The sequence below is a fragment of the Nitrosomonas sp. Nm58 genome (assembly GCF_900107335.1).
Taxonomy (GTDB): Bacteria; Pseudomonadota; Gammaproteobacteria; order Burkholderiales; family Nitrosomonadaceae; genus Nitrosomonas.
The window spans coordinates 66,297-90,414 of sequence record NZ_FNPQ01000005.1; the positions used below are offsets into that span (position 1 = coordinate 66,297).

Below are 24,118 nucleotides of genomic sequence, written 5' to 3' on the forward strand. Positions count from 1 at the left end.
CGGTAAGTGAATGAAATAGAATTAACATGGCTAATTATTTTTCCTTTGGGAAGGAACATCATGCTCGAAAGATCTGCGATCAAGATTCTGATTCTTGACGATGAGCAATTTATGCTCAAACTATTGACGCGTATGCTGGCAAACCAGGGATTTACTTCCGTCGTTTGCTGCGATAATGGGCATGATGCATTGGTGCAGGTAGATAATGAATCGACCCGGCCTGATCTGATATTGCTCGATTTGAACATGCCGGGAATGGATGGCATCGAATTCGTGCGTTACCTTGTTGATCGGCAGTTTACGGGGAGCCTGATTCTGGTGAGCGGCGAAGATGAGCGTATGTTGCGAACAGCCGAGAAATTGGTGCAGGCTCATAAAATTCATATGCCGGGTTATCTGCAAAAACCTGTCAAACCTGCGGCTCTCCTGGCTATGTTGATGCAATGGGCACCCCCCTCGCCAGTGAAACCGTCCAAGGTTAGAAAAATATATAGCGCAGAAGAAATAGAAACGGCCATTAAAGAAGGTGCGCTGATTAATTATTATCAGCCCAAGGTGTCGGTTGCCAGCGGTGCGGTGGTAGGTGTGGAAACCCTGGTGCGCTGGCATCATCCTGAAGATGGTCTGGTTTTTCCAGACCAGTTTATCAGCGTGGCGGAGGCCCATGGTCTGATCAATGATTTAACCCGGTTAGTCCTTTTCAAGGCATTTGCGCAAGCAAAGATCTGGCAGCAGGCTGGGTTTGAATTACGCGTCGCTGTCAATGTTTCCATGGATAATCTGGCTTCCCTGGATTTTCAGGATCTGGTGGTCAAGCTTGCTGGCGAGACGGGGATTTCTCCGCATAAAATAGTGCTGGAAGTCACCGAGAGTCAACTGATGGGGGATATGCGCGTATCGCTTGAGATACTCACTCGTCTGCGGTTAAAGCGTTTTCATCTTTCCATCGATGATTTTGGCACAGGACATTCTTCTTTGGCGCAATTACGCGATATTCCCTTTGATGAGCTCAAGATCGACCAGGGATTCGTACATCGCGCCTGGAAAGATGAGACATTGCGGGTGATCTATGATACGAGTCTGGCATTGGCTAAACAATTAAATATGGAAGCAGTGGCTGAAGGTGTCGAAGATCGGGATGACTGGGATTTGCTGCGCCATACCGGCTGTGATCTTGCCCAAGGTAATTTTATTTCCAAACCCTTACTGGCCGAGGAAATTCCTCAATGGATAGAGGTCTGGTTGAAAAGGGTACAAACTGAGCTTGCAGTGGCGGACTCAGTTAATTAAATGTGACATCCAGCCCGAATATTTCATAAATTGGCACGTGCCAATTTATGAAATATTCGAGCTAGATAAGCGAATCGTAATGATGTTGTAAATGATCTGCCATGAAGGTGCTGATAAAGTAATAACCGTGGTCATACCCCTCATGGCGGCGCAATGTCAGGGGTTGTCCGGCTAGCTGGCAAGCTGCTTCAAAACGATCCGGGTGCAGTTGCTCAGCCAGAAAAGGGTCGCTGAGGCCCTGATCGATGAGCAGTGCAGGCAGTTGATGACCTGTTGCAATCAAGGCGGTCGCGTCATGTTTGCGCCAGTTTTCCGGAGATGCTCCCAGATAATGACTGAATGCCTTCTGCCCCCACGGGCAATGGAGTGGGGCGGCAATTGGGGCAAATGCCGATACGGATCGATATAATCCTGGATTCCGCAATGCGAGCGTCAGAGCGCCATGACCGCCCATGGAGTGACCAAAGATACCGGTACGATCTTGATCTGCCGGAAAATGCGACAGAATGAGCTGGTACAGTTCCTGCGTCACGTAACTTTCCATACGGAAATATTGTGACCAGGGCGCTTCCGTCGCATCCAGATAAAATCCCGCACCCGCACCCAATTCCCAATCATCGGCTTCACCAGCGATACCCGTTTGGCGCGGACTGGTATCCATACTGACCAGCATTATTCCGAGCTGGGCCGCGATACGCTGCGCTCCCGCCTTGATCATGAAAGTTTCTTCCGTGCAGGTTAACCCGGCAAGAAAGAAAAGAACGGGTACCGGACCGTTCTCAACCTGAGGCGGCTGGTAGACCGAAAATCGCATCGACAGGCCGATAACTGCCGAATGATGCTGATAGAAGCCTTGTATGCCGCCAAAACAGCGGTGTGTGCTGCGCGTTTCCAGATGTATTGTCATCGTTTTATGCTAGTAAATGACCACCGAGCGGATCGATTTGCCTGCCTTCATTAACTGGAAGCCCTCATTGATATCTTCCAATTTCAGCGTATGGGTAATCAATGGATCGATCTTGATCTTGCCTTCCATATACCAATCGACGATCTTGGGGACATCGGTGCGGCCGCGTGCGCCGCCGAAGGCGGAACCCTCCCATTTGCGACCCGTGACGAGCTGGAAGGGGCGGGTGCTGATTTCAGCACCGGCTTCCGCCACACCAATAATGATGCTGCGCCCCCATCCCTTATGCGTGCATTCCAGTGCCTGGCGCATGACTTGCGTATGACCAATACACTCGAAGCTATAATCGGCGCCTCCGCCGGTCAGTTGCACGATGGCATCGACAATATTCTCTGTTTCCTGGGGATTGAGAAAATGAGTCATGCCAAATTCCCGCGCCATCGCCTCGCGCGCCGGATTGATATCGATGCCGATAATTTTGTCAGCACCGACCATTCTGGCGCCCTGGATGACATTCAGGCCGATGCCGCCGAGACCGAATACGGCGATATTCGCACCCACTTCGACCTTGGCGGTGAATACCACTGCACCGATCCCCGTCGTGACCCCGCAACCGATATAGCAGACTTTGTCGAATGGCGCATCCTTACGAATTTTGGCCAGCGCTATTTCTGGCACGACGATGTAGTTGGAAAAGGTGGACGTGCCCATGTAATGCAGAATCGGTTTGCCATTGAGTGAGAAGCGGGAGGTCGCATCCGGCATCAATCCGCGACCCTGCGTGCTGCGGATCGCCTGGCATAAATTAGTTTTTCTGGACAGACAAAACTTGCATTCACGACACTCCGGCGTATACAGAGGAATGACATGATCGCCCGGTCGCAGCGACTTGACATCCCGGCCGGTATCCACCACCACGCCCGCGCCTTCATGTCCCAGGATGGCTGGAAACAGCCCTTCGGGATCGGCGCCGGAAAGGGTGTAATAATCGGTATGGCAAATACCGGTTGCCTTGATTTCAACCAGCACTTCCCCGGATTTGGGAGCCATCAACTCGACTTCCTCAATCGTGAGGGGTTGTCCTGCCTGCCAGGCCACGGCAGCACGTGTTTTCATCGTAACGGATTCCTTTATTTGAAATGATGTTTAAATGCTCATCATGGCGCTTAACCCGAATATTTCATAAATTGGCACGTGCCCTCACTTGCCTTTTGATTAATAAGAAAGATTTTGCTCAGTCGGGTGTATGAATCACTACACCCCTTCTTCTCAGAACTTCCCTATTAATCAAAATCCTGCGTGATCATCACGCGAATTTATGAAATATTCGGGTTAAGCAAACAACGTTTCAAGATGAGTCCAATATAGGCAAAATATTAACGTATCATTGGGCCAATATATAGATCTTTATCAACAGCTCATGATACGTTAGTGAAATTTGCTCCCCGACCCGTTGGGCAAACAAGGGGTGGGACGCGAATCCTGAGCCAAGTTCATTCCGCAGTTAGAACGAGAAAGCCAGTTTTATGATGCCTGATGCCGGTTGCTTTCTTTTGCTAGAACAAGGCTGATCAAGATCATCGTCACTGAAACAAACAAGCTTGCCCGGCCGATGCACTTCAGAATTGCGATGGGTCTTTGCAGGTACATAATTTCCCCTTATGAAATTATACTCATCACACTTCAAAATTCGGTTTTTATCATCCCTCATCCAGCCTTCTCCCAGCGGGAGAAGGTGTAGCTGCCGAATTTTGAAGTGTGATGAGTATAATTAACTACGCCAAATACCTACTCGGTTATTTTCTCAGAGAGATCGAGATCAACGCTATTGATACTGGCTTTACCCGAGGTTAGCTTTGCAAGCGCTGTGGCAAAGCTGGAAACGCCCGTTCCTCTGAATAATAAACAGGGTTTTCCGTTACGTTTACACAGACGCTTCAGTTGATAATAGGCAGCATGGCTGACGCAATCCGTGGGGCAGATGACTGCATCAGCACGGCTGATCATCTCTGGCAGGCGAGAAAGGGCGTCCTGCTGGCCACCATCGTGATGGATCAGATGAATACCAAGTTGTTCGGCCAATGAGCGATACTGTGGGAGCAGGGCGATGCGTCCTCCTACACAAATGACGCAATCGTGTTGAATTTGCGGCTCACCACAGGAATGCGGCAGTTCGTCAGGTACATCGTGGGTGGTCACGGTCAGCAACCGTGCTTTGAGCGTATCTCGTTCTTCAGTCAGTATTTCACGGTCACGGATCAGTGATGCTATTTTGTTACAAGCAAGCTGAAGTGATTGCTTGAGTTGATCGAGTTGCCTGACTGTTGTCTGTAACTGTTCGTTGTCAATGGTGAGCTTCATCAGGCGTTGCCCCATCTCGGTCATGGTTTTACCTGATTCTATGGTTGCCAGACGTGCCTGCAACACCGTCAAATTTTTCTCGACCCGGTGCAAATGCTGCACTTCTGCCAAGCATCCCTGAAGTCGCTGGCGTAATTTTGCCTCAGTGCGCTCATGCTTCTGCTTCTGCTGTTCCATCGCGATTTTCATTTCGGCATGATCTTTTTCCAGCTGGATTAACCGGCGCGCATCGGCTGCCTGGCCTGCCCCCATCTGGTGAGCGTGCATATGAATGTCAGCATAAATTTTCCCTCGGGTTTCATCGCTGACTTCTTTGTGAGTCAGTGCTGCCCACAAGGCGCCAGCAATTTCTCCATGAGTGAAGCATTGTTTCCACAAGTTCAGGACCTCTGCATCCGTTTTTGCTGACTCAAAACGGGCAATGAAAAGCTGATAGCGTGCGTCGAGATGCTTCTGGACAGCTTCGGAGATGGGATTTCTCGTGGCCATGTAATTCACCATTTCAACATGCAGCAAGAATGCATCATTGGACAATGCTTTAAAGTGATATCGCTTGGCAAAACGAAGCAGGTCATCCACCGATAAACAGGTGCCAATGAGCGGACAGCGGTTTGCTTCTTTGAGCTGCCAGATTTTGCTACGCTTGGCGGGTTTCAATTCGACTACAAAGTGCGGAAAATCGGTTTCATTAAGATTTTCCGCTGTAAACATGCCGGACTTGGGTTGGGTAAGTAAGAAAGGTGCATTCATAATTTTTTTATGCCATGTAGGGGGGTAAGTCACTTGCTTGATATAAACATTGCAGAAAATGCCCGTTCATCTTATGAACGCCCGATTTTCGTTATGAGCTAAACGTTTTATTCCATGCATAAGCCATCTCCTGGTAGTTGAATAATGGCTGGCTTGTAAGCGATATAGCTTGATTAGCTGGCTATAAGCATTTTGTTAGGGAATGAGTCTGATCGTAGTGTTTTTGAGCGTATGACTGCTCGTATCACCTGGCTTTTTATATTGTCGCCAGCCTCGCAGCAGGATTCAAATACACTATTGATAGATGCAAATGATAATGATTATTATTTGCTTTGTAAATAATCATTTTCAATCTAGTGGCTTTTATAAATTGGATGACGGCTTAGCTGTCAAACCAGGAAATTTTCTGCTGGATAATTCTTTTAATACAACGCAGCTGACTGGCACCAGCAGCAAAGTTACCAGCGCTGCGAATAAAATACCAAACGCGAGCGTTACCGCCATGGGTAAAATTTTCTCTGCATGGGAACTTTGCTCGTTAATAAGTGGCAATAGACCGATAACTGTGGTTGCTGTTGTCAGAAATATGGCTCGGAAACGCGCTTTACCTGCGCGTATGGTTGCTTCATGAATAGAATGATCGTTCTGCAAGTTCTTATTGATTTGAGCAACCAATATCAGACTATCGTTGATAGCGATCCCGCCAACAGCAAAAAGTGCAACATAAGATTCGAGGGTTAATGGAATTCTCAGCAACAAATGTCCTAATACTGCGCCAATAAAACCAAACGGGATCGCTGACATAATGACAACCGGCTGCGTATAGGAACGTAGCGGTATCGCCAGGAGCGCGTAAATTCCAAGCATTGCCAGCGCGCCGTAACTCCATAGAAATGACATGGTTTCTTCTTGCCTCTGCCTGGATTGGCCGGGCCCAATCTTTAATCCCGGATATTGAGCTTCCAGTTCAGGAATGACAGTCGCACGCAAATCAGCAAGGATGGTCTCAGCGCTTGCTTCTTCTTTATAGACCTCAGCGCTGATTAATTGTATTCGCTCCCGATCCTGGCGGGTAATATTAGCAAACCCGGGTGTATACTCAGCTTCAGCTACAGTGGTAAACGATACGGTACTTCCATTGGCGAGTTTGATCGGCATGCTGTACAGATCATCCAGAGAACGACGGTGGGCGGAAGGGAAACGCAACATGACCCTGATTTCATCTCGATCTTGGAAAAATCGCTGTACTTCCAGTCCGAAAAAACCATGGCGGACTTGCTCGGCAAGACTTTGCATGGTTAATCCATGGAATACTGCTCCAGGTTTAAGTTTGATGCGTAACTCAGGTTTACCCGCTTGCATGGAGCCAGTCACGCTGTGGACTCCGGCATAAGAAGCAAGCTTGGCTTTGAGCATCTCTCCAGCCATACTTTGTAGTGCAGCATCGGGTGCAATCAACATTAACTCAATCGCTTTTGCAGAACCGCTAGAGGGCATACCGAGATTTCGTGGCCAGAAAGTCTGAAAAGAAAGTGCCGCATTAGCAGGAGCCTCGCCAAAACGCTCCTGCCAACGTTTCTTGATATCATCCACCCGTGAACGAACACGCTCATCAACGGCTAACTCAATATCGACCCAACCCATATTTTCATCAATTTGAGAAATCGTATGCTGAAAGCTATCGCGTATTCCATTGGAAGAACCCATACCGAGCTCAATATTCAATTCCTCCCGAATTTCATTGGCAATGTGGGTCAAACGCAAGACATGATGATCAACTGTCTCAAATGGGGTGCCAGGTGGAAATTCAAGCTGCCCCAGCAGATAATAATCGTTCACTTGGGCATCCATAACACTAGGAATACGATCGGAAAAAACACATGCGCCAGTAATGAGCAATATAATAGAAAACACCGACAACGTGATGTAACGAAAATGCACCAGTGTTCTCAGTACCGGGATATAAATATGGTTAATAAACCATTGCAATCCGGAATCTACCCGCTCTTGAATATGTCCTATCGCAGTAGCGCACCAGGTATTGCGACCTGTGACTGGAGCATGATTGGCTGCCAGATGGGAAGGTAGAATCAGCAGCGCTTCCAGCATGGAAAACGCCAATGTCAGGATAATGACCATGGAAACGTTGTACATCAGTTGTCCGCTTAATCCCGGCAGAAAAAGCCCAGGAACAAAAGCAATCATTGTAGAAAGCACCATCAGCACCACCAGTTGTGCAACTTCGAGCGTTCCACTGATCGCGCCGGATAAACCAGCGCGCCCTTGTTGCTGATGCGTGTAGATATTCTCACCCACAATTATGGCGTCATCTGCTAAAACACCCAGAACGAGAATAAGAGCCGAGATGGAGTAAGTGTTCAACGAAATTTCCAATATCGGCATCGCCCAGAGCGTGCCCATAATCGATATCACTATGCCGCTGCTCACCCACAATGCCAGGCGGAACTTCAATGTAAACATCAATATCAGAAAGACCAGAATAAAACCGGATATTGCGTCCTCCATTAACATGGACATATGCTGTTCATAGTATTTTGACCAGTCGTCCCATGTCGTAATGTCAATGCCATCGGGTAATTCTGAGCGAAATACTTCAATGACCTGATTGACGGCTTCCACCGTTGCTTTAATCTGGTCTTTTGGCATAACAAAGACTTCTACTGCGGGCTTACCATCAACCCTTACCAACAGATCTTGTTCATTAATGATTTTACGAATCTGTGCAATATCTCCCAACAACAGGCGTGTACCTTGATAAGCGGAACGCAATTCAATTGCAGCGAAATCAGCAACCGTCATAGCCTGGCCCTTGCTTCTGAGCAATAATTTTCCGTCAGCTTTTTTAAGCTCACCTGCCGGTATATTCTTTGAGGCATTCTGAATAGTTTCGGATATTTCCTCAAAACTGAGTCCGTAACGACGTAAATTCTGTTCTGTTATTTCAATCGATATTTCGTAGGAATACTGAGGCCAGGAAATAAGCGCGCCCATATGGGGATGTTTACTCAGCATGGCTTTTAGCTGGTCACGCTGCTGCTGCAAGGCCAGGATATCGACCTCACCGCGTACCACTACAACCACGGCTGGTGTGCCAGTCTTCAACTCTTGCAGTTTCAGTTTCTCAGCATCTTTAGGAAATGCCGTAATCGTATTCATTTTGGCTTGAACCGCAGCCTGAAAATGTGCCGAGTCTATAGCTGGATCAAACTCTACTGTAACTTCACATCGGGCCTGATTGGCAACTGAAATAATACTCTTGATACCTTCCAGATCATGAATGGCTTCTTCAATAGGAATGCATAACGCTTGCTCCACTTCACCTGGGCCTGCGCCAGGATAGGTAATCTCGATTTGCAGCTGATTTTGAGGTGCAGGGGGAACCGTGTATCGCTTTGATATCGTTAAACCGAATAACCCCCCTGCAACAATCAGCAACATGAGGAAGTTGGCGGCGACAGGATTCTTGGCAAACCAGATGATCAGCTTCATGGCGTGAACTGCGTGCTTACGCTTTCTTCTTTTATCATTGCTTCGTGCGCTAGTTTGCTATCTTCCTGGACAAATTCTACAGGCGTGACCTGCGTCCCTTCGATCGGGTGATGCAGGCCGGAAACAAACACTCGCTCACCTGCATTTAAGCCTGCGCTAATGATCACCTGATCACGTTGCCTCCTGAGTACTTCCACAGTGCGGAAACGTAATTGATTTTTCTGATCAATGATGGCTACAAGATTATTCTTGAGCAGCACACTGGCTGGCAGAATGACCAAATCATCTAGCCAGCGTCCTTCAATGATGGCTTCGACAAACAAACCCATTGGCAAACTGACTGATGGCGAACTGACTGATGATGAGACCTTGGTTTTGGAAGATTTGGATTTACTTGTAGTAAGACTAAATGGATCAGGAATCTGAGCAACGATCATTGTCATGCCCGTTTCTTGATCGACAATGCCTTCACTGCGTACGATATGGCCTGTCCAGGTTTGCTGCTCTCCTTGATAATTTGCAGTGAGTACTACCTTTGTCATCTTTGTGGGATGAGTGCGATGAGGCAAATCCGGGAAATCTACAAAAGCCAGTTCCTGCATGCTCAAGGGAAGACGCACTTCTGCCAGATCGCTGCTGTAAATTCTTCCTAATACTGCTCCGCTGCTGAGATACTGCCCCATTCCCACTTCTTTGCTACGGACCCGGCCATTGAAGGGTGCACGTATCTCAGTTCGTTGCCTGAGCAGTTTGGCATTCTTTAATTCTTCCTGCTCAGCTGCCAGCTTTGCTCTCTTTTCCCTGAGTTGTGGAATCCGTAGACTTAATGGGCTAGGGTCTCCCTGTCCCAGATGCTGCCATTCATCGCGTGCCTGTTCTGCCTCAGCCTCTTCCCGTGTGAGCTGATATTGGGCTTCCATTACCCGGGCTTGAGCTTGAGCCACTCTCAAGTCATATTCCGCCGGGTCGATCGAAACCAGCAAATCTCCTTTCCTGAAGAAACCTCCACTGACAAAAGCAGGCGAAACTTTGATGATATTTCCAGAAACACCCGTAATCAGATCTATTTCAGTTTGTGCCATAACGCGTCCTTGCGAGTGAACATCCATGCGCAACCGTTCTGGCTTTACCTCGACCACTTGAACTGCGGGCACTTTGATAATGTTTTCCTGCTGACTGGTTTGGGGGGGAGATTTAACAATGGCAAAAGCAGCCAATCCGCCCGCAATCGCAATCAGTAGTGCGATGAACAGTTGATGACGAGTTTTCATAGATGAATGGCGATTAAATCTTGGTGTACAGTCACTGCATTAACTCCATTACACTTTCCCGCCCAGGGCCAGGTAAAGATTGATGCGGTTGTTGAGTAACTGCCGTGTAATAAAGAGGTGGGCGCTCTGAGCATTGAGGGTACTGCGGTAGCTGTCCAGTAATGTGAGGATTTCAATCAGACCGTTACGATAGGAATAAACAGCCAGCTTCTGGCTGGCTTCAGTTTGCTCAACGGCTTTCCTCAGGGAGATTTCCTGTTGCCGTAACCATTCCTCTGCAGCCAGCGCTTGTTCAACTTCCCGAAAAGCGTTGAGCGCCGTGCTCTTGTAAAAATTCAGGGCTCCTTCTGCGAACGCCTCATTCCGGAAAATCTCGCCCCGGATACGTCCCCCGGTAAATAAAGGCTGCACGAGCCCGGTAATGACATTCCAGGCAGCTGCTCTGGGGTCAATCAATTCAGTGAGATCGGTACTGCGGGTACCGCCGGCGGCTGTCAGGGTGATGCGCGGCAAGCGCAGTTTTTTTGAGCTGACTGTGCGAAAGTCGGCAGCCTGCAGGCGGCTATATGCTGCGACCACATCCGGTCTGCGCTCCAGCAGTTCGGAAGGTAATCCGGCAGGAATATCCGTGGGCAATGACGGGAGGGTAGCTACATCCATTTCCTTTCCTTCCGGATAGCGGCCCAGTAAAATTTCCAGGCGGCGGGTAATGATCTGGATCTGGTTACGCGCCTCCTTGAGTTCTACTTCCGCATTCGCTAGATCGGTAAGCGCCAAGCGTAAATCAAGTCCACGCACCAGGCCGCGTTGAAAACGTCCCCGTACCAGGCTAACTATGATGTTGCGGTCTTTGACTGACTGCTCGACTACTGCTGCCTGAAGGTTCGCTTCAATCAATTCAAAATAGCTTTGTGCCACTCGCGCTGCCAGGGATAGTCTCGCTCCGTGATAATCGACAGCGGTGGCATCTGCTTCTAGCACGGCAGCCTGCTGAAAATCGCGTATCCTCCCCCAAACGTCTAATTCCCAGCTCAGGCCGAATAAGGCTTCAAACACACCAAATCTCGCTGAGCCGAAACCAGCCTCGCGAATTTGCATTTGCTCGTGTTCTACAAAAAAAGAAAGCTGGGGCCAGCGGCTCGCTCCATCAATGCGCGCCTGGGCGATAGCCGCATCGACGCGAGCGGCGGCTGCTTTCAGTTCGTAGTTATTAGCCAGCGCACTGGAAACCAGGTTACTGAGTTGCGGATCGCCGAAAATTTCTACCCAATGCTCAAATACCGGCTGGCTGATTGTTCTCTCTTCAACCCATTGATCCGGTATTTCTGCTCCCACGTCCTGCTCAGATCGCTGGGGCAGCATATTGCATCCCGCCAGAATAACAAATAACGCCATCCCAATAAAAATCCTAGGCACTTAAAACCATCCAATTCCAGTTAACCAGGGGTATAACCATTTCGCAGCGATCACGCTCACTCTTCAAGAGTCTTCTCTCCTGTATTCGTTGGTATGCTGGTATGCGTTTGCGAGCATACGGGCAATGTCTTGGCGAACCTGATTGGCTTCATTGACGATGTTGCCAAGACGGGCGAAATCATGCGTCATCCCAGGGTAAATTTTAACCAATGTGGTAACGCCTGCGGCTTTCAGTTTATTGCCGTAAGCGACACCTTCATCTACCAGCGGATCATATTCGGCCAAAGCAAGGAATGCGGGCGCAAGATCGCTCAGATTGTTCGCTTCCAGTGGCGCAAACCGCCAATCGGCACGATCGGCAATATCACGCAGATAATGGGTAAACATCCATTGTAGGGTGGGTGCTTCAAGCAGATAGCCTTGGGAAAAACGGCGATGCGATTCAGTATTCTGCCAAGTACTGGTGCAAGGATAAAGCAGCACCTGAGCCACGGGTAGTGGCCATTTGGCGTCACGCGCCGCGATGGTCAGTCCGGTTGCCAGGGTTCCACCCGCGCTGTCTCCGCCAACAGCAATACGAGCGCTATCCAGGTTGCACTCAGATCCTGTTGACAGTATCCATTGATAGGCATCCTGCGCGTCCTCAACGGCTGTCGGGAAACGGTATTCAGGCGCTAACCGGTAGGCGACATTTAACACGCAACAGGGCGTCAATGCCGCCAAGGTCCGGCATAATGAATCATGAGAATCAAGGCTGCCGACACAATATCCACCACCGTGGAAATACAGCAATACTGGCAGAGGTTGCGTTTCTGCCATCAACCCTGCGGGCGTATACAGGCGTGCGCTGATCGCCTGACCATCGCGAGTGGGAATACGGATAGTCCGCATGCTGCCAACTTCCGGCCCGGGACGATCCAGTATCTGCGTTGACGCTTCGTATTCTCTACGTGCCTGCTCAGGGGTTAACTCATGCATCCTGGGTTTGCTTCCACTGCCGGCATGGGCCTCAACCAGTTCAAGAAAAGCAGCCAGATCCGGGTCAAGTGACATCTAATATTCTCCGCTAGTGAATAAAATCCCGACTAATAGCCAGGAAGGGAGGTGAGTACAGCATCAAGCTGTCTAGAATCGGTACTTCAAGGTGCCGACCACCGTGCGTTGCGTTCCGAGATAAAAAGTACCAAAGACATTGGACGAGACATATTGATTATTAAATAGATTGCTCGCGTTGATATTGAATAGCCAGGGACCATGATCGTAGCGCAGCGTGGCATCAAATAAGGTAAATGCCGGGGTAGAACTGGTATTCTGATCATCATCAAATACTCTGCCCACATAACGAACGCCGCCTCCAATGCCAAAGCCGCGCAACCATTCGATGCCCAGACTTCCCAAGGAATAATCCAGCCAGGCTGAGGTCAGGGTGGTTGGCACTTGCACTGGCATCTTGCCTTCATTGCCATCATTACTCTTGGTGACGGTGACTTCATGATAAGTAAATGAGCCGATGAAATTCAGACCGGGCAGCAGTTCTGCTCGTGCTTCCAATTCAGCGCCGCGCGAACCGACCTCACCGCTTTGTACACTGCGGAAAGGATCGTTCGGATCACGGGTCAACACATTAGTTTTGGTGAGATCGAACAATGCCAGGGTATAGAGGCTTCTGCCGCCGACTGGCTGGTATTTGATTCCCACTTCATATTGCGCGCTACGCGTGGGGTCAAACGGATTATTGCTGGAATCAAAGCCTGCTTGCGGCAGGAATGATTGTGAGTAACTGACATAAGGCGCGATGCCATTGGAAAAAAGATAGGTTAAACCAGCCCGTCCGGTATACGCCTGATCCTTGCTTCTGTCTGTTGTGGTATTCAGAATATCATCATTGGTAGTATTTACTCTGTCATAGCGGCCACTTAATGTGAGGATCCAGTTCTGGTCATATCTGAGTTGATCTTGAATATAGACCCCCAGTTGATCAATTTTTTGCTTGGCCTGGATTGCCAGCAAATCGGGTTTAGGAATCGGCTGAGGATACACCGGGTTAAGGATATCGATTCCGGGTGTGTTAGCGCCAGCAAAATATTTGAGGGAGGCATCGGTCATATTCCAGTCGGCCCCGACCAGCATCGTATGGTGCACGGGACCGGTATTGAGCTTGGCCTGGATATGCGTATCGAGCACAGTTTGATTCAGTCGCTCGTTGGTAGAAAACGCCATGCGATCCATGACTGTCGGCTGGTTAATATTGAATTCCAGTGGATTCAATTCGTTAAACTTTCCATCCTGCTGCATGTGCCGAAAGTTTTGGCGTACCGTAAATATCTCGTTAAAGTTATGTTCGATCTGATAGCTAAACGAAGACTGATTGGTTGAATATTTAACGAATTTGGGATCAGCCAGCAGCACATTGGTGCGGCTGCCATCGGGTGCAGTAATATAAAACGGTGAGGCTTCGCTACGATTATTGAGGACATCCCCCATGAGGGTAATCGTGGTATCCACTGTCGGACGCCATGTCACTGAGGGCGCAATATAAAAACGCCGATTCTGGGCACGATCACCACCGGTATTGGGAAATCTGACTTGCGTGTCAGAATCAAGTCCTAGCGTCACCAGACGAAACATCAACGTTCCCTCTTTATTGGCAAAACCCAAATCAGCAGCGACGCGCTTACGATCAAAGTTACCATACTGCAGCTCAATTTCCCTGATTGGATCAGCACTAGGACGTTTGGTGACCCGATTTACGATCCCGCCTGCATCACCCCGGCCAAACATCACTGCAGAAGGCCCGCGCAGCACATCAATCCGCTCCATGCCATAGGGGTCCGTGATAAAGGGGCCAAAATACAAGCCTTGCGCCGCTTGACTCAGGCCGTCCCGAAAATTCGCAGTGGTCAGTCCTTGGAAACCACGCATCAGCAGATATTCGTAACCCCGTCCCTCAAACCCGAACTGATCAACAGCTACACCCGGGACATAGCGTAAAGCTTCGGTAAAATTCTGCACACTCCTCATGTCCAGTTCATCACGTGTGACTACCGAGATCGATTGCGGAATTTCAATAACCGGCGTATCGGTCTTGGTTGCGGTCAGGCTACGTTTGGCGACATATCCTGCCGTGTCGGATGCTTTAGTATTGACTGTCACAGAGGGTAATACAGTGATATTCGATTGATCCGGGCCTGGATGATCCGATGTCGTACCAGCTTGAGTTTGCTGGTTTTCCGATTTTGCTGGTTTCTCCGTAGATTGTTGTGACTGTGCGTAACTATTGCTTGATAGCGCAAACGCAGCAAATTGCAAAGCAAACAGAAGGGGATGCTTGAGATGAAAAGCGATACCACCCGGTTTCATATGATTCCTCATGATTTGGTTATGATTGTGTTCAAAGAATTACGAGCCGTGAAGAAGGAAGAATCCAGAAAAGCAATCAATTTATGGCAGCTGCTTTTTAGCGGACTGAGTAACCGGATATGAGTGATTCTCCTACCTCAATAAGTGGAGACGAATGAGAAACATTATCATTTAATATTTTTGATAGATTTACTGAGGGGGAAAATTGCAGAGAGTTAACGCGAATTTATGAAATATTCGGGTTAAATCAAACGGTCGCTTAAGAATTGGCTGGCTTTCTTTTGAGGTAAAGTAAATATTGCGCGCCCACATTCGTCTTCTTCTATATAAGGGATTTAGCATGAAAAGCGCTATGTTTACTGGGCGGCTATCTGTCGTTTGATGATATCAAGCCATTAAGCGTGGCATGTATAACGGCTAAAACATCATTGATAATAATGAAGCATAAATTGATACGATGAAAAAATTTATTGAATTGGCATTGCCTGAGGAAATTGAGCAACCAGAAAAACAATCCAGTAAATCCAGAGCAGGCCGCTCAATATTCACGCTGTTACACCGTTGGGCAGGCCTCTTTCTAGCCGTCTTCCTGTTTATTTCAGGGCTGACCGGTGCGGTGATCTCATGGGATCATGAGCTCGATGAATGGCTTAATCCACAGTTATTCGAAAGGCAAAGCCAAGGAGACGCGTTGTCTCCCATAGAACTTGCTGATCAATTCGAAGCATCTGATGCAAGAATGCTCATCACCTGGCTGCCTTTGTCCCTGGAGCCTGACCAGAATCTGGGATTAGGGGTCAGTGCTCGCCTTGATCCCGCTACGGGCAAGCCTTTTGATCTGGGGTTTAACCAGGTTGCGCTTGATCCCGTTAGTGGAGAAGTGCAGGGTACCCGCAGGTGGGGTGAAATTTCGCTCAACCGGGAAAATTTTCTGCCTTTCCTGTACAGGTTGCACTACAGCATGCATATTCCGGATGCATTCGGGATCGAATTAGGCATTCTGTTCATGGGCATTCTGGCGATCGTCTGGTCTATCGATTGCTTCATCGCATTATGGATTTCATTCCCCCATTTTCAGGCCTGGCGCAAATCGTTTATTTTCCGCTGGCGGCAAGGTAGCTATAAGCTGAATTTTGATTTACATCGTTCAGGAGGCGTATGGTTGTGGGGCTTATTGTTGATACTTGCTGTGACCGCAGTATCGATGAATCTTAAATTGGAGGTGATGCGGCCAATCGTATCCCTATTTTCTACGCTCACACCCGATCCATTTGCAATGCGCATACCCAATCCACCTGACGAACCGATCGAGCCTGCGATCGCGCGACATGAGATTATTCAGCGCGCCCGTGCAGAAGCACAAAAAAGAAATTGGGATATCCCGCCAGGGGGTATGTTTTACGAGCCGGCGTATGGTATTTATGGTGTAACGTTTCATGAGCCAGGACATGATCATCCTGATTTGGGTCTAGGTAATCCATGGCTTTATTTTGACGGTCAGGATGGATCCTTTCTAAGCGACAATATACCAGGCGCAGGCAGTGCGGGTGATCTATTCCTCCAGGCCCAATATCCTTTGCATTCTGGTCGCATCCTTGGTTTACCAGGGCGCATTCTGGTTTCCATGCTAGGGTTGTTGGTCGCGATGCTTTCTGTGACGGGTGTGATTATTTGGCAAAGGAAACGCCTGGCGCGCGCCAAAGCTGTTTCAAACAAATAGTGAGCATCATTCCGAGGATGTTCACAACAGTACCTTAGCCCGAATATTTCATAAATTCGCGTGATGATCACGCAGGATTTTGATTAATAGGGAAGTTTTGAGAAGGAGGGGGGTAGTGATTCATACACCCGACTGAGCAAAATCTTTCTTATTAATCAAAAGACAAGTGAGGGCACGTGCCAATTTATGAAATATTCGGGTTAGTGGGATAGATTAGCCTTATTTGGATACAGGAGATTCATAGCACGAAAGTTCGTTGTTAGAGTAGACAGGGCATCGCTGTATTTTGCCATTTTATGGCTACTGATATTTTTGCAGGTGTTGAGTGACTTTCTGGTCAAGATCCGTTTGCCAGCCGGCAGGCATTACTTGTAGCACCTTTTCAAGCATGTTCGCCGCTGCTTGCAGTTCATTTTCATGGTGTGATTGTCGTTGGGTGGCAGATAGCCATAAATAAGATTTAGCCAGATTTGCTGCTTCAGGCATGCCTGTTTCATTTGACACGGGCGCAGTAAAGTATAATTTGGCAGTCGGGTAGTAAGCGGGGATATAGCCTTGGCTGGCGGCTGTTTCAAACCAGTATAAAGCGCGATCGGTATCACGGAAAAAATCACGGTTGATCACGCCAAGGTAGTGGCTTGCTTGCAAAGAGCCTTTTTCGGCGGCGTAGCCAAACCAGATGGCTGCTTTCTGGGGATCACGTATTGATTGATCGCCCTCCAGATAAAATCCTCCCATCTGTAATTGAGCGGGCACGGAACCTGCAGCGGCGGCACGCTCGCAATATTCCAAGGCTTTCTGCGGATCTTTTTCCATGCCTTTTCCCTGCATGGCTAGTTCGCCAATGGCGCAAAGGGAGAGGGTATGTCCCAGATCAGCCGCTTGCTGATACCAATGAATGGCGGCTTTATAATCGACGGGTCGATGAATGCCCTCTTGCAGACATTGGGCAAAAAAGTGACTGGCTGCCGGTATCCCTCCTTTTGCTGCTTCCCCATGCCACCGGCAGGCAAGTGCCTCGTCTTTTTCCATGCCCCAGCCTTGCTGGTAAAAAAGCGCTAAAGTAAATTGCGCCAGATGATTCTGTTTGTCTTGCGCATAGGAGTGAAATACTTCGAATGCTTGCGGGTAGTTACCTTCTGCCAGCCATTGCTGTGCAACGGCTAATTCATCCTTAGGTGGCTGGGCGAATGACATGGGTATCGATAGCAATCCAATCGTCAGGCCAATTATCCAGTCACTCGTTTTATATTTGCTTGCCATAAGCTGCATTTTCAATCGGAACGAAATTCTATTAAAAAGGCTACTGAGTATAACCACTCAGCAGCCCATTTAACCCGAATTTATGAAATATTCGGGTTAAAGTCATGGACGGAATCAGTCTTTAATCACGGGAAGGGAAGATACCTTGTAGTGCAATAATCCAGTTCATGGCAATATAGGGAGAGCGGTTTTCATGAGGTTCTCCGCCACCAAACGAATTGATGGTTACCGCATTGGGGCTCATGGTGACGTTAGGAGCAGCATTTGAATAAGTATTCTGGCGACCCAGCGTTGCCCAGACACCATTACTGGGATTATCGCTGTTGCCGGCGCTACTTTGGGCATGAACAGTAGCGGTAGGCGTGATGATGGGAAGTTGCGCCTGAGTCAGGGTAATGGTTTCAGCGCCACCTTTTTGGCCGAGCTGATAGTTTGATAATCCTGGGCCGACCCCCGCACCTATCACGGAGCGTCCCCTTGTGTCAGGCAGCGCAAAAGTCGTTTGGCCATCGCCTCCGTAGGTCGTGCCCAGTATCGAAAACAAGGCGGCATTCTGGGAAATAGACATTATTTGGCCATTTGCTAATGCCCAGCCGCGCGGTGCAAAATTTCCGGCAAAAACGCACAAGCTGCCAAGCATGGGACTATCGCCACTGCATGCTTGTGCCGGATTGCTGATCAGAGCACTGGAAGATAGCACAACGCTGAGGGTAAGAGATAAAGCGGAACGACGTAAATGATGGGTCACGATTACTCCTTTCTTGATTTTGTGACAGGGAAAAAAGTATAGAGTTGTCCGCAAAGTCTATTTCCGGACTATCCATACAGCATAGCAGTCATTGTGCCTTTAAAGCCTGATTTAGAAAAACGATAACAACAGGGGTAACTTGTCCTATTTATCAAGATGAATACTGACATAACAGTAAAACCCTGTCGGTCGTGATATTCATACTTCAACCTTTAGCCCGAATATTTCATAAATTCGCGTGATGATCACGCAGGATTCTGATTAATAGGGAAGTTTTGAGAAGAAGGGGTGTGGTGATTCATACACCCGACTGAGCAAAATCTTTCTCATTAGTCAAAAGGCAAGTGAGGGCACGTGCCAATTTATGAACTATTCTGGCTAATTCCATGGCGCATTGAATTTAAATCCATCCTTCGTGCAGGATCACATTACCCACCAGATTGATCGCCTCAGTACTCCCGGCAATTTCAACTGCCAGCCATTCGCGATTAATTTGACCCTTTTCCAGCCGGGGCAACTGCTCGTTTAATTCAGTTTCTGTTGCCTGGCGCCCCAGTGTTTGGGTAAAGATAGCCTGGAGATAGTCGGTATTCGACAGGTCACCTAGACCGGCTTTTTGCTGGAACCAATCAAGGATAATATCGGGACTCACTTGGGCTGCAAGCGCTTCCCGTCCTAATTGCCACTCTGCGGCGGTGGCATCCCGATTAAAGAAGCTATGGAATAAGCGCGCTAAAATAGCTTCTGTCGAATTGTGGGCCAATATAACCGTCTCGCCGTTGTCAAAAGCAATCGCCTCGGCATTTTTAAGGCCAAGCATGGCACCATCACTCAGGCGGGTCAGCTCCAAAGTATCGCCGACAAACTCGAGGTGAACATCATGACGACTCCCTGGCATGCGTAGCACATCATGGCCCATGCCGCCGTCCGCATTCAAAGCTAATCCTAAGGGGAGATAGCCTTGATCGTTATTGGCAGTAGTGCCAATAAATTCACGTGCCACGTTAAGCTGCAGGATGTTCGGGTTATTTTCCAGACCAGCCAGCAGCTCATTGCCTGTTTTATCACGCAGGCCCATCGCTTCTGGAAGGTCAAGAAAAGCGGCTACAATATCGTCGACATCAGCATCGCGCCAGTTCTGCACAGCATTCCCCTCAGCCACCGTCAGATCACGCCCCAGCCAGGTTTTAACCAGATGATGTGCGGCAGCCTCAGTGGCAGAATGCACAATGGCCAGACTGGGGCCACTGGTAAAGTGCACCAGTTCAACATCCGTGAGGGTGTCGACTGCGCCATTACGATGTGTCAGAACGACTTCGTGACCGTGAATTTCAACCTGAAAATCTGTCAATTGCCCTTCCTGAATGGCGCTGTCGAAACCCAGGCCGCCATTTAACCGATCATTCCCGCTGCCACCATTTAAAGTATCGTTCGCGCTTCCGCCATAGACAATATCATTGCCTGCATCGCCCGAAACCTGATCATCACCGCCCAGGCTACCCACGGTATCATTACCGCCACCGCCAAACAGGATGTCATCGTCTGCACCCAGTATCACAACCTGATCTTGAACATCAGCCGTTACGAAATTTTTACCATTACCGCCCACCACACGGACCGATCCGATAATGACTGCAAATGCAACGTTATTCATATGCAATACCGTGTCAGCAGGCAGATTGCTAGCATCAATGATTAATATCTGCTTGCTTTCAGTGGGCGCATCTGGACCCGTGATAATAATAGGCGCACCAGGTTTCTGATGATCACTGACAAAGAGTTCAAGTGTATGAACGCTGGCAGATTCGCCCGGGGCCAACGAATCAAGAAAATTCTGACCATGACTTGTCAGGGTCTGACGCGACTCGCTGCCTGCCGTGGTCTTTTGCTCAATACGCTGGATTAAGTCGCTGGCGGCGTCTTGCTTATTCAATACCTGCGGTCGGCCTTCCGCACTTAAACCCACGCCAGCTGGAATACTGACAGTCAGGATGGGATCATCTTGTGAATTGGAGACGACAGGAATGTCAGCATGGTCTCTGAATAAAGTGGTTGGATCATCTTGCCGAGTGATGTCAACGACTGGCGTGGTTAGCAATGCAGCGCCATCGGGCCGGATTGTTGTCGTGACGATTACACCGTCAATTAGCGTGGGTGTGCCGCTGCTTCCAGATGAGGGCGCAGCGACGTTGCTGACGGTGATGCCATTGTCTGTCAGGTCAGCGACCGTCACGGTGGCATCGGCGCCGGCTGCCCAGTCTTCAGCGGCAGCCAGATTGTAGGTGGTGCCGCTGGTCGATGACATGCCGTTCTTGTTGATGATCTGATTGATGGCTGCTTGATCAGTGGCATTCAGCGTGACTGCAAAAGACGTACCTGACGCGATCTCGACATTGGCCGTGGTCAAGGTATAGGTTGCGCCGCCTTCACCGGTGAAAATGAATTTGGAAACATCGATATCATTGGCAGCACCGCTTGCTTTCAGGAAATTCGTACCGGTTACCACTAAAGCGCCTGTACTGGCATCATAGGTGGCTGAGGTGATGGTGGGGACGGCGACATTGCTGACGGTGATGCCGTTACCCGTCAGATCGGCAACGGTAACGGCGGCATCGGCGCCGGCTGCCCAGTCTTCAGCGGCAGCCAGATTGTAGGCGGTGCCGCTGGTCGATGACATGCCGTTCTTGTTGATGATCTGATTGATGGCTGCTTGATCCGTGGCATTCAGCGTGACTGCAAAAGACGTACCCGACGTGATCTCTACATTGGCCGTGGTCAAGGTATAGGTTGCGCCGCCTTCACCGGTGAAAGTGAATTTGGAAACATCGATATCATTGGCGGCATCGCTTGCTTTCAGGAAATTCGTACCGGTTACCACTAAAGCGCCTGTACTGGCATCATAGGTGGCTGAGGTGATGGTGGGGACGGCGACATTGCTGACGGTGATGCCGTTACCCATCAGATCGGCAACGGTAATAGCGGCATCAGCGCCGGCTGCCCAGTCTTCAGCGGCAGCCAGATTGTAGGCGGTGCCGCTGGTCGATGACGTGCCGTTCTTGTTGATGATCTGATTGATGGCTGCTTGATCCGTGGCATTCAGCGTGACTGCAAAAGACGTACCTGACGTGGTCTCTACATTGGCCGTGGTCAAGGTATAGGTTGCGCCGCCTTCACCCGTGAAAGTGAATTTGGAAACATCGATATCATTAGTTGCGCCTGAGCGGCTCAGGAAGCCGGTGCCGGTTACCACCAAAGCACCGGTACTGGCATCATAGGTGGCTGAGGTGATGGTGGGGATGGCGACGTTGCTGACGGTGATGTTGTTAAATGTATCTTCGACATCAACGGCAGCATCGGCGCCGGCTGCCCAATCTTCTGCTGCAGATAGCATGTAAGTGCTGATATCGGTTGATAAGTTGCCATTTTTATTGAGAATCAGATTGATGGCGGCTTTGTCAGTGGCACTCAAGGTGATTATGAAAGCCGTACCTGATGTAATCTCGACATTGGCTGTGTCTGTCAGGGTATGGGTCTCACCGCCTTCCCCGGTAAACGTGAATTTAGACGCGACGATATCATTGGTTGCGCCAGATCGGCTCAGGAAGCCGGTGCCGGTTACCACCAACGCACCTGTGTCGGCATCATAGGTGGCTGAAGTGATAGTAGGGACGGCGACGTTGCTGACGGTGATGCCGTTTCCGGTAGCATCGGCGGTATCGCCATCTGTCACATTGGTATTCCAGTCATCTGCGGCGGCCAGATTGTAGGAGGTGCCGCTGGTTGATGACGTGCCGTTCTTGTTGATGGTCTGATTGATGGCTGCCTTGTCAGTGGCACTTAAGGTGATAGTAAATTGCGTTGCCGAGTCACGTTCAACATCTGCTGAATCGGTCAGGGTATAAGTTGCGCCTCCCTCGCCAGTAAAGGTCAATTTGGAAGCATCGATATCAGCCCCGCTACTGTTTGCTTGAATGTCGGCGCCGGTCACGACGAATACGCCTGTATTGGCATTATAAGTGGCACTGCTGATAAACGGACTAGAAGTGGGGACAGTTAGATCATAGGAAAAATTATCCAACATGTCTGACTTGGAAATATCAAAGTCTAGTGAAGAGATTTCAATTATATCTACAACGGTGGCGCCACCTGTAAAAGCGGCATTCTGGAATGCAGTATTATCTGCAGTCAAGGTTGTCGTTCCAACAGTACTGTTACTCAACTTCCCCGTAACCGTTACACTTTGGCTTCCGGACCACAGCTGGACACTGTTAAATACAAAGGCGGTTCCATCGGATTTAGCAATGGTATAGCGCTCTGTGGTTACCAAATTTGGGCCTGCACCAGCACCACTATCCGGTTTGATTCCTCCGGTGCTATCCACCCCTAAGTTAGATTCCCAGATAAAATCACCACCATCTCCATCAGCAGTGAAGGTATAGGTGAATCCATTCAGCGTAAATGATGGAGTAAGGTTGACCGAGGGATCGGTATTGAAATCTTCAACTTCAGTTGCCAGAGTACCTTGATAGGCTGAAATTATCTTGTCATTGAATGGGATGGAGGATCGAATATGGCCAATCCTGACCCCCAGGTTCCAATCAGCATTTTTATTTAGGTGACCGGTTAGATTATGCGAAGCTGCGATATTGGCTGACGTGATCTCTGTCAGTTTCTCAATAAAGCTATAGCCGGCAGCGCCTTTACCTACTTCACAACCATAAACCAGAATATCGGCATCGTCATTAAGCGCTCGCCGCCAGGAGAACAAGGCATCCTGATAATGATTTAGTGTTTCGGCGGAAAGCACGCTATCACCCAACGCCAGATAACCCACATTGCCATGAGAAACGATGTGCACAGCGCTGATAGCAGATTGCTGCTTCAGTATACCGGTTATCTGCAGCACGCCGTCTTCGGCGCTGTTGATTACATGGATTTCCATGCCAGCCTTGGTACCGGCAATCAGCGATGGGTAATCTTCGACGCCTTGATCGATAAAGACAATTTCTTTACGTTCGGTTGAAAGAGATATATTGTCATTTTTAAAGGGTAGGGGAGGGGCAGTCAGAGAGAAGCCATTTTCAGGAGACTTGCTTGCCAGTGCTTGAGTTGTTTCTAAAGCAATCTTGCTGGATGAAATTATCGTTACTTCTGATGTGTGCTCAGCATGTGCCGTGAGACTGAGTTTAGTATTGGCCATTAAGGTTGTCTCCTGAGAGTTGTTTATTAAACGCTTGGAAGTGCGCCGACAATTTACCGATAATCTCTTCTTGAGGAAAAATGTATGCGGCATATTGATGGTGCGCAGGATTGTTTTTATTCAGTCGATTATATTCACTGGATAAATTGCCTAAGGGCCGATTTGTAGGAGATTCTCGGGTTATTTACGCTATCAGGAGAATAATGAAGGGCAACCGGCAAGTGGTTTTGCTTTGGCTGGTGGGGGGAGATATTATTTTGTAATACCTGCAGGGGTGGAGCAAACGCTTCAACCATTATGCAGCGGTGAGGCTGAACTGGGA

At 49.0% G+C, this 24,118-nt stretch carries 13 protein-coding genes; 2 read left to right on the top strand and 11 right to left on the bottom strand.

Going from position 1 to position 24,118, the window contains the following annotated elements:
• The first annotated feature begins 60 nt into the window (after positions 1-60).
• Complete coding sequence (locus tag BLW34_RS03735) at positions 61-1,290, top strand: EAL domain-containing response regulator (protein WP_090575784.1); 1,230 nt, start codon at positions 61-63, stop codon at positions 1,288-1,290.
• 61 nt (positions 1,291-1,351) lie between these two features.
• On the opposite strand, the gene fghA is transcribed toward BLW34_RS03735, so the two are convergent.
• The 8 genes from fghA to BLW34_RS03780 form a co-directional block, all read right to left on the bottom strand.
• Complete coding sequence (gene fghA / locus BLW34_RS03740; RefSeq protein ID WP_090575787.1) at positions 1,352-2,197, bottom strand: S-formylglutathione hydrolase; 846 nt, start codon at positions 2,195-2,197, stop codon at positions 1,352-1,354.
• A gap of 9 nt (positions 2,198-2,206) precedes the next feature.
• Positions 2,207-3,313: an S-(hydroxymethyl)glutathione dehydrogenase/class III alcohol dehydrogenase gene (locus BLW34_RS03745; protein ID WP_090575790.1), complete on the bottom strand. Its 1,107-nt coding sequence runs from the start codon at positions 3,311-3,313 to the stop codon at positions 2,207-2,209.
• 672 nt (positions 3,314-3,985) lie between these two features.
• Complete coding sequence (locus BLW34_RS03755) at positions 3,986-5,308, bottom strand: DUF2325 domain-containing protein (RefSeq protein ID WP_090575796.1); 1,323 nt, start codon at positions 5,306-5,308, stop codon at positions 3,986-3,988.
• Positions 5,309-5,671: 363 nt separating this feature from the next.
• Positions 5,672-8,818, bottom strand: a complete 3,147-nt coding sequence (locus BLW34_RS03760; protein ID WP_090575800.1) for an efflux RND transporter permease subunit — start codon at positions 8,816-8,818, stop codon at positions 5,672-5,674.
• Positions 8,815-10,089: an efflux RND transporter periplasmic adaptor subunit gene (locus tag BLW34_RS03765; RefSeq protein ID WP_090575803.1), complete on the bottom strand. Its 1,275-nt coding sequence runs from the start codon at positions 10,087-10,089 to the stop codon at positions 8,815-8,817. The genes BLW34_RS03760 and BLW34_RS03765 overlap by 4 nt, the downstream gene beginning before the upstream one ends.
• A 48-nt stretch (positions 10,090-10,137) precedes the next feature.
• A complete protein-coding gene (locus BLW34_RS03770) occupies positions 10,138-11,484 on the bottom strand; it encodes an efflux transporter outer membrane subunit (protein ID WP_090575805.1) in 1,347 nt (448 codons plus the stop codon).
• 84 nt (positions 11,485-11,568) lie between these two features.
• Positions 11,569-12,558 (bottom strand): alpha/beta hydrolase, encoded by a 990-nt coding sequence (locus tag BLW34_RS03775; protein ID WP_090575808.1) that lies wholly within the window; start codon positions 12,556-12,558, stop codon positions 11,569-11,571.
• Positions 12,559-12,630: 72 nt separating this feature from the next.
• Complete coding sequence (locus BLW34_RS03780) at positions 12,631-14,865, bottom strand: TonB-dependent siderophore receptor (RefSeq protein ID WP_256203560.1); 2,235 nt, start codon at positions 14,863-14,865, stop codon at positions 12,631-12,633.
• Between the two features lie 457 nt (positions 14,866-15,322).
• Between BLW34_RS03780 and BLW34_RS03785 the strand changes: the two genes are divergently transcribed.
• A complete protein-coding gene (locus BLW34_RS03785; protein WP_090575814.1) occupies positions 15,323-16,585 on the top strand; it encodes a PepSY-associated TM helix domain-containing protein in 1,263 nt (420 codons plus the stop codon).
• A 300-nt stretch (positions 16,586-16,885) separates the two neighbouring features.
• Here the strand turns inward: BLW34_RS03785 and BLW34_RS03790 are convergent, their stop codons facing one another.
• From BLW34_RS03790 to BLW34_RS03800, 3 genes are all read right to left on the bottom strand, one after another.
• Positions 16,886-17,848 (bottom strand): tetratricopeptide repeat protein, encoded by a 963-nt coding sequence (locus tag BLW34_RS03790; protein WP_177165949.1) that lies wholly within the window; start codon positions 17,846-17,848, stop codon positions 16,886-16,888.
• 121 nt (positions 17,849-17,969) lie between these two features.
• Entirely contained in the window at positions 17,970-18,596 is a 627-nt protein-coding gene (locus tag BLW34_RS03795) for a phage tail protein (protein WP_218138765.1), read from the bottom strand.
• Between the two features lie 400 nt (positions 18,597-18,996).
• A complete protein-coding gene (locus tag BLW34_RS03800) occupies positions 18,997-23,796 on the bottom strand; it encodes a DUF4347 domain-containing protein (RefSeq protein WP_256203561.1) in 4,800 nt (1,599 codons plus the stop codon).
• Positions 23,797-24,118: the final 322 nt, after the last annotated feature.

Excerpts from the sequence above, each read along its gene's own strand:
- BLW34_RS03735 (WP_090575784.1), top strand. The coding sequence starts at position 61 with ATGCTCGAAAGATCTGCGATCAAGATTCTGATTCTTGACGATGAGCAA.
- fghA (WP_090575787.1), bottom strand. The coding sequence starts at position 2,197 with ATGACAATACATCTGGAAACGCGCAGCACACACCGCTGTTTTGGCGGC.
- BLW34_RS03745 (WP_090575790.1), bottom strand. The coding sequence starts at position 3,313 with ATGAAAACACGTGCTGCCGTGGCCTGGCAGGCAGGACAACCCCTCACG.
- BLW34_RS03755 (WP_090575796.1), bottom strand. The coding sequence starts at position 5,308 with ATGAATGCACCTTTCTTACTTACCCAACCCAAGTCCGGCATGTTTACA.
- BLW34_RS03760 (WP_090575800.1), bottom strand. The coding sequence starts at position 8,818 with ATGAAGCTGATCATCTGGTTTGCCAAGAATCCTGTCGCCGCCAACTTC.
- BLW34_RS03765 (WP_090575803.1), bottom strand. The coding sequence starts at position 10,089 with ATGAAAACTCGTCATCAACTGTTCATCGCACTACTGATTGCGATTGCG.
- BLW34_RS03770 (WP_090575805.1), bottom strand. The coding sequence starts at position 11,484 with ATGGCGTTATTTGTTATTCTGGCGGGATGCAATATGCTGCCCCAGCGA.
- BLW34_RS03775 (WP_090575808.1), bottom strand. The coding sequence starts at position 12,558 with ATGTCACTTGACCCGGATCTGGCTGCTTTTCTTGAACTGGTTGAGGCC.
- BLW34_RS03780 (WP_256203560.1), bottom strand. The coding sequence starts at position 14,865 with ATGAAACCGGGTGGTATCGCTTTTCATCTCAAGCATCCCCTTCTGTTT.
- BLW34_RS03785 (WP_090575814.1), top strand. The coding sequence starts at position 15,323 with ATGAAAAAATTTATTGAATTGGCATTGCCTGAGGAAATTGAGCAACCA.
- BLW34_RS03790 (WP_177165949.1), bottom strand. The coding sequence starts at position 17,848 with ATGGCAAGCAAATATAAAACGAGTGACTGGATAATTGGCCTGACGATT.
- BLW34_RS03800 (WP_256203561.1), bottom strand. The coding sequence starts at position 23,796 with ATGGCCAATACTAAACTCAGTCTCACGGCACATGCTGAGCACACATCA.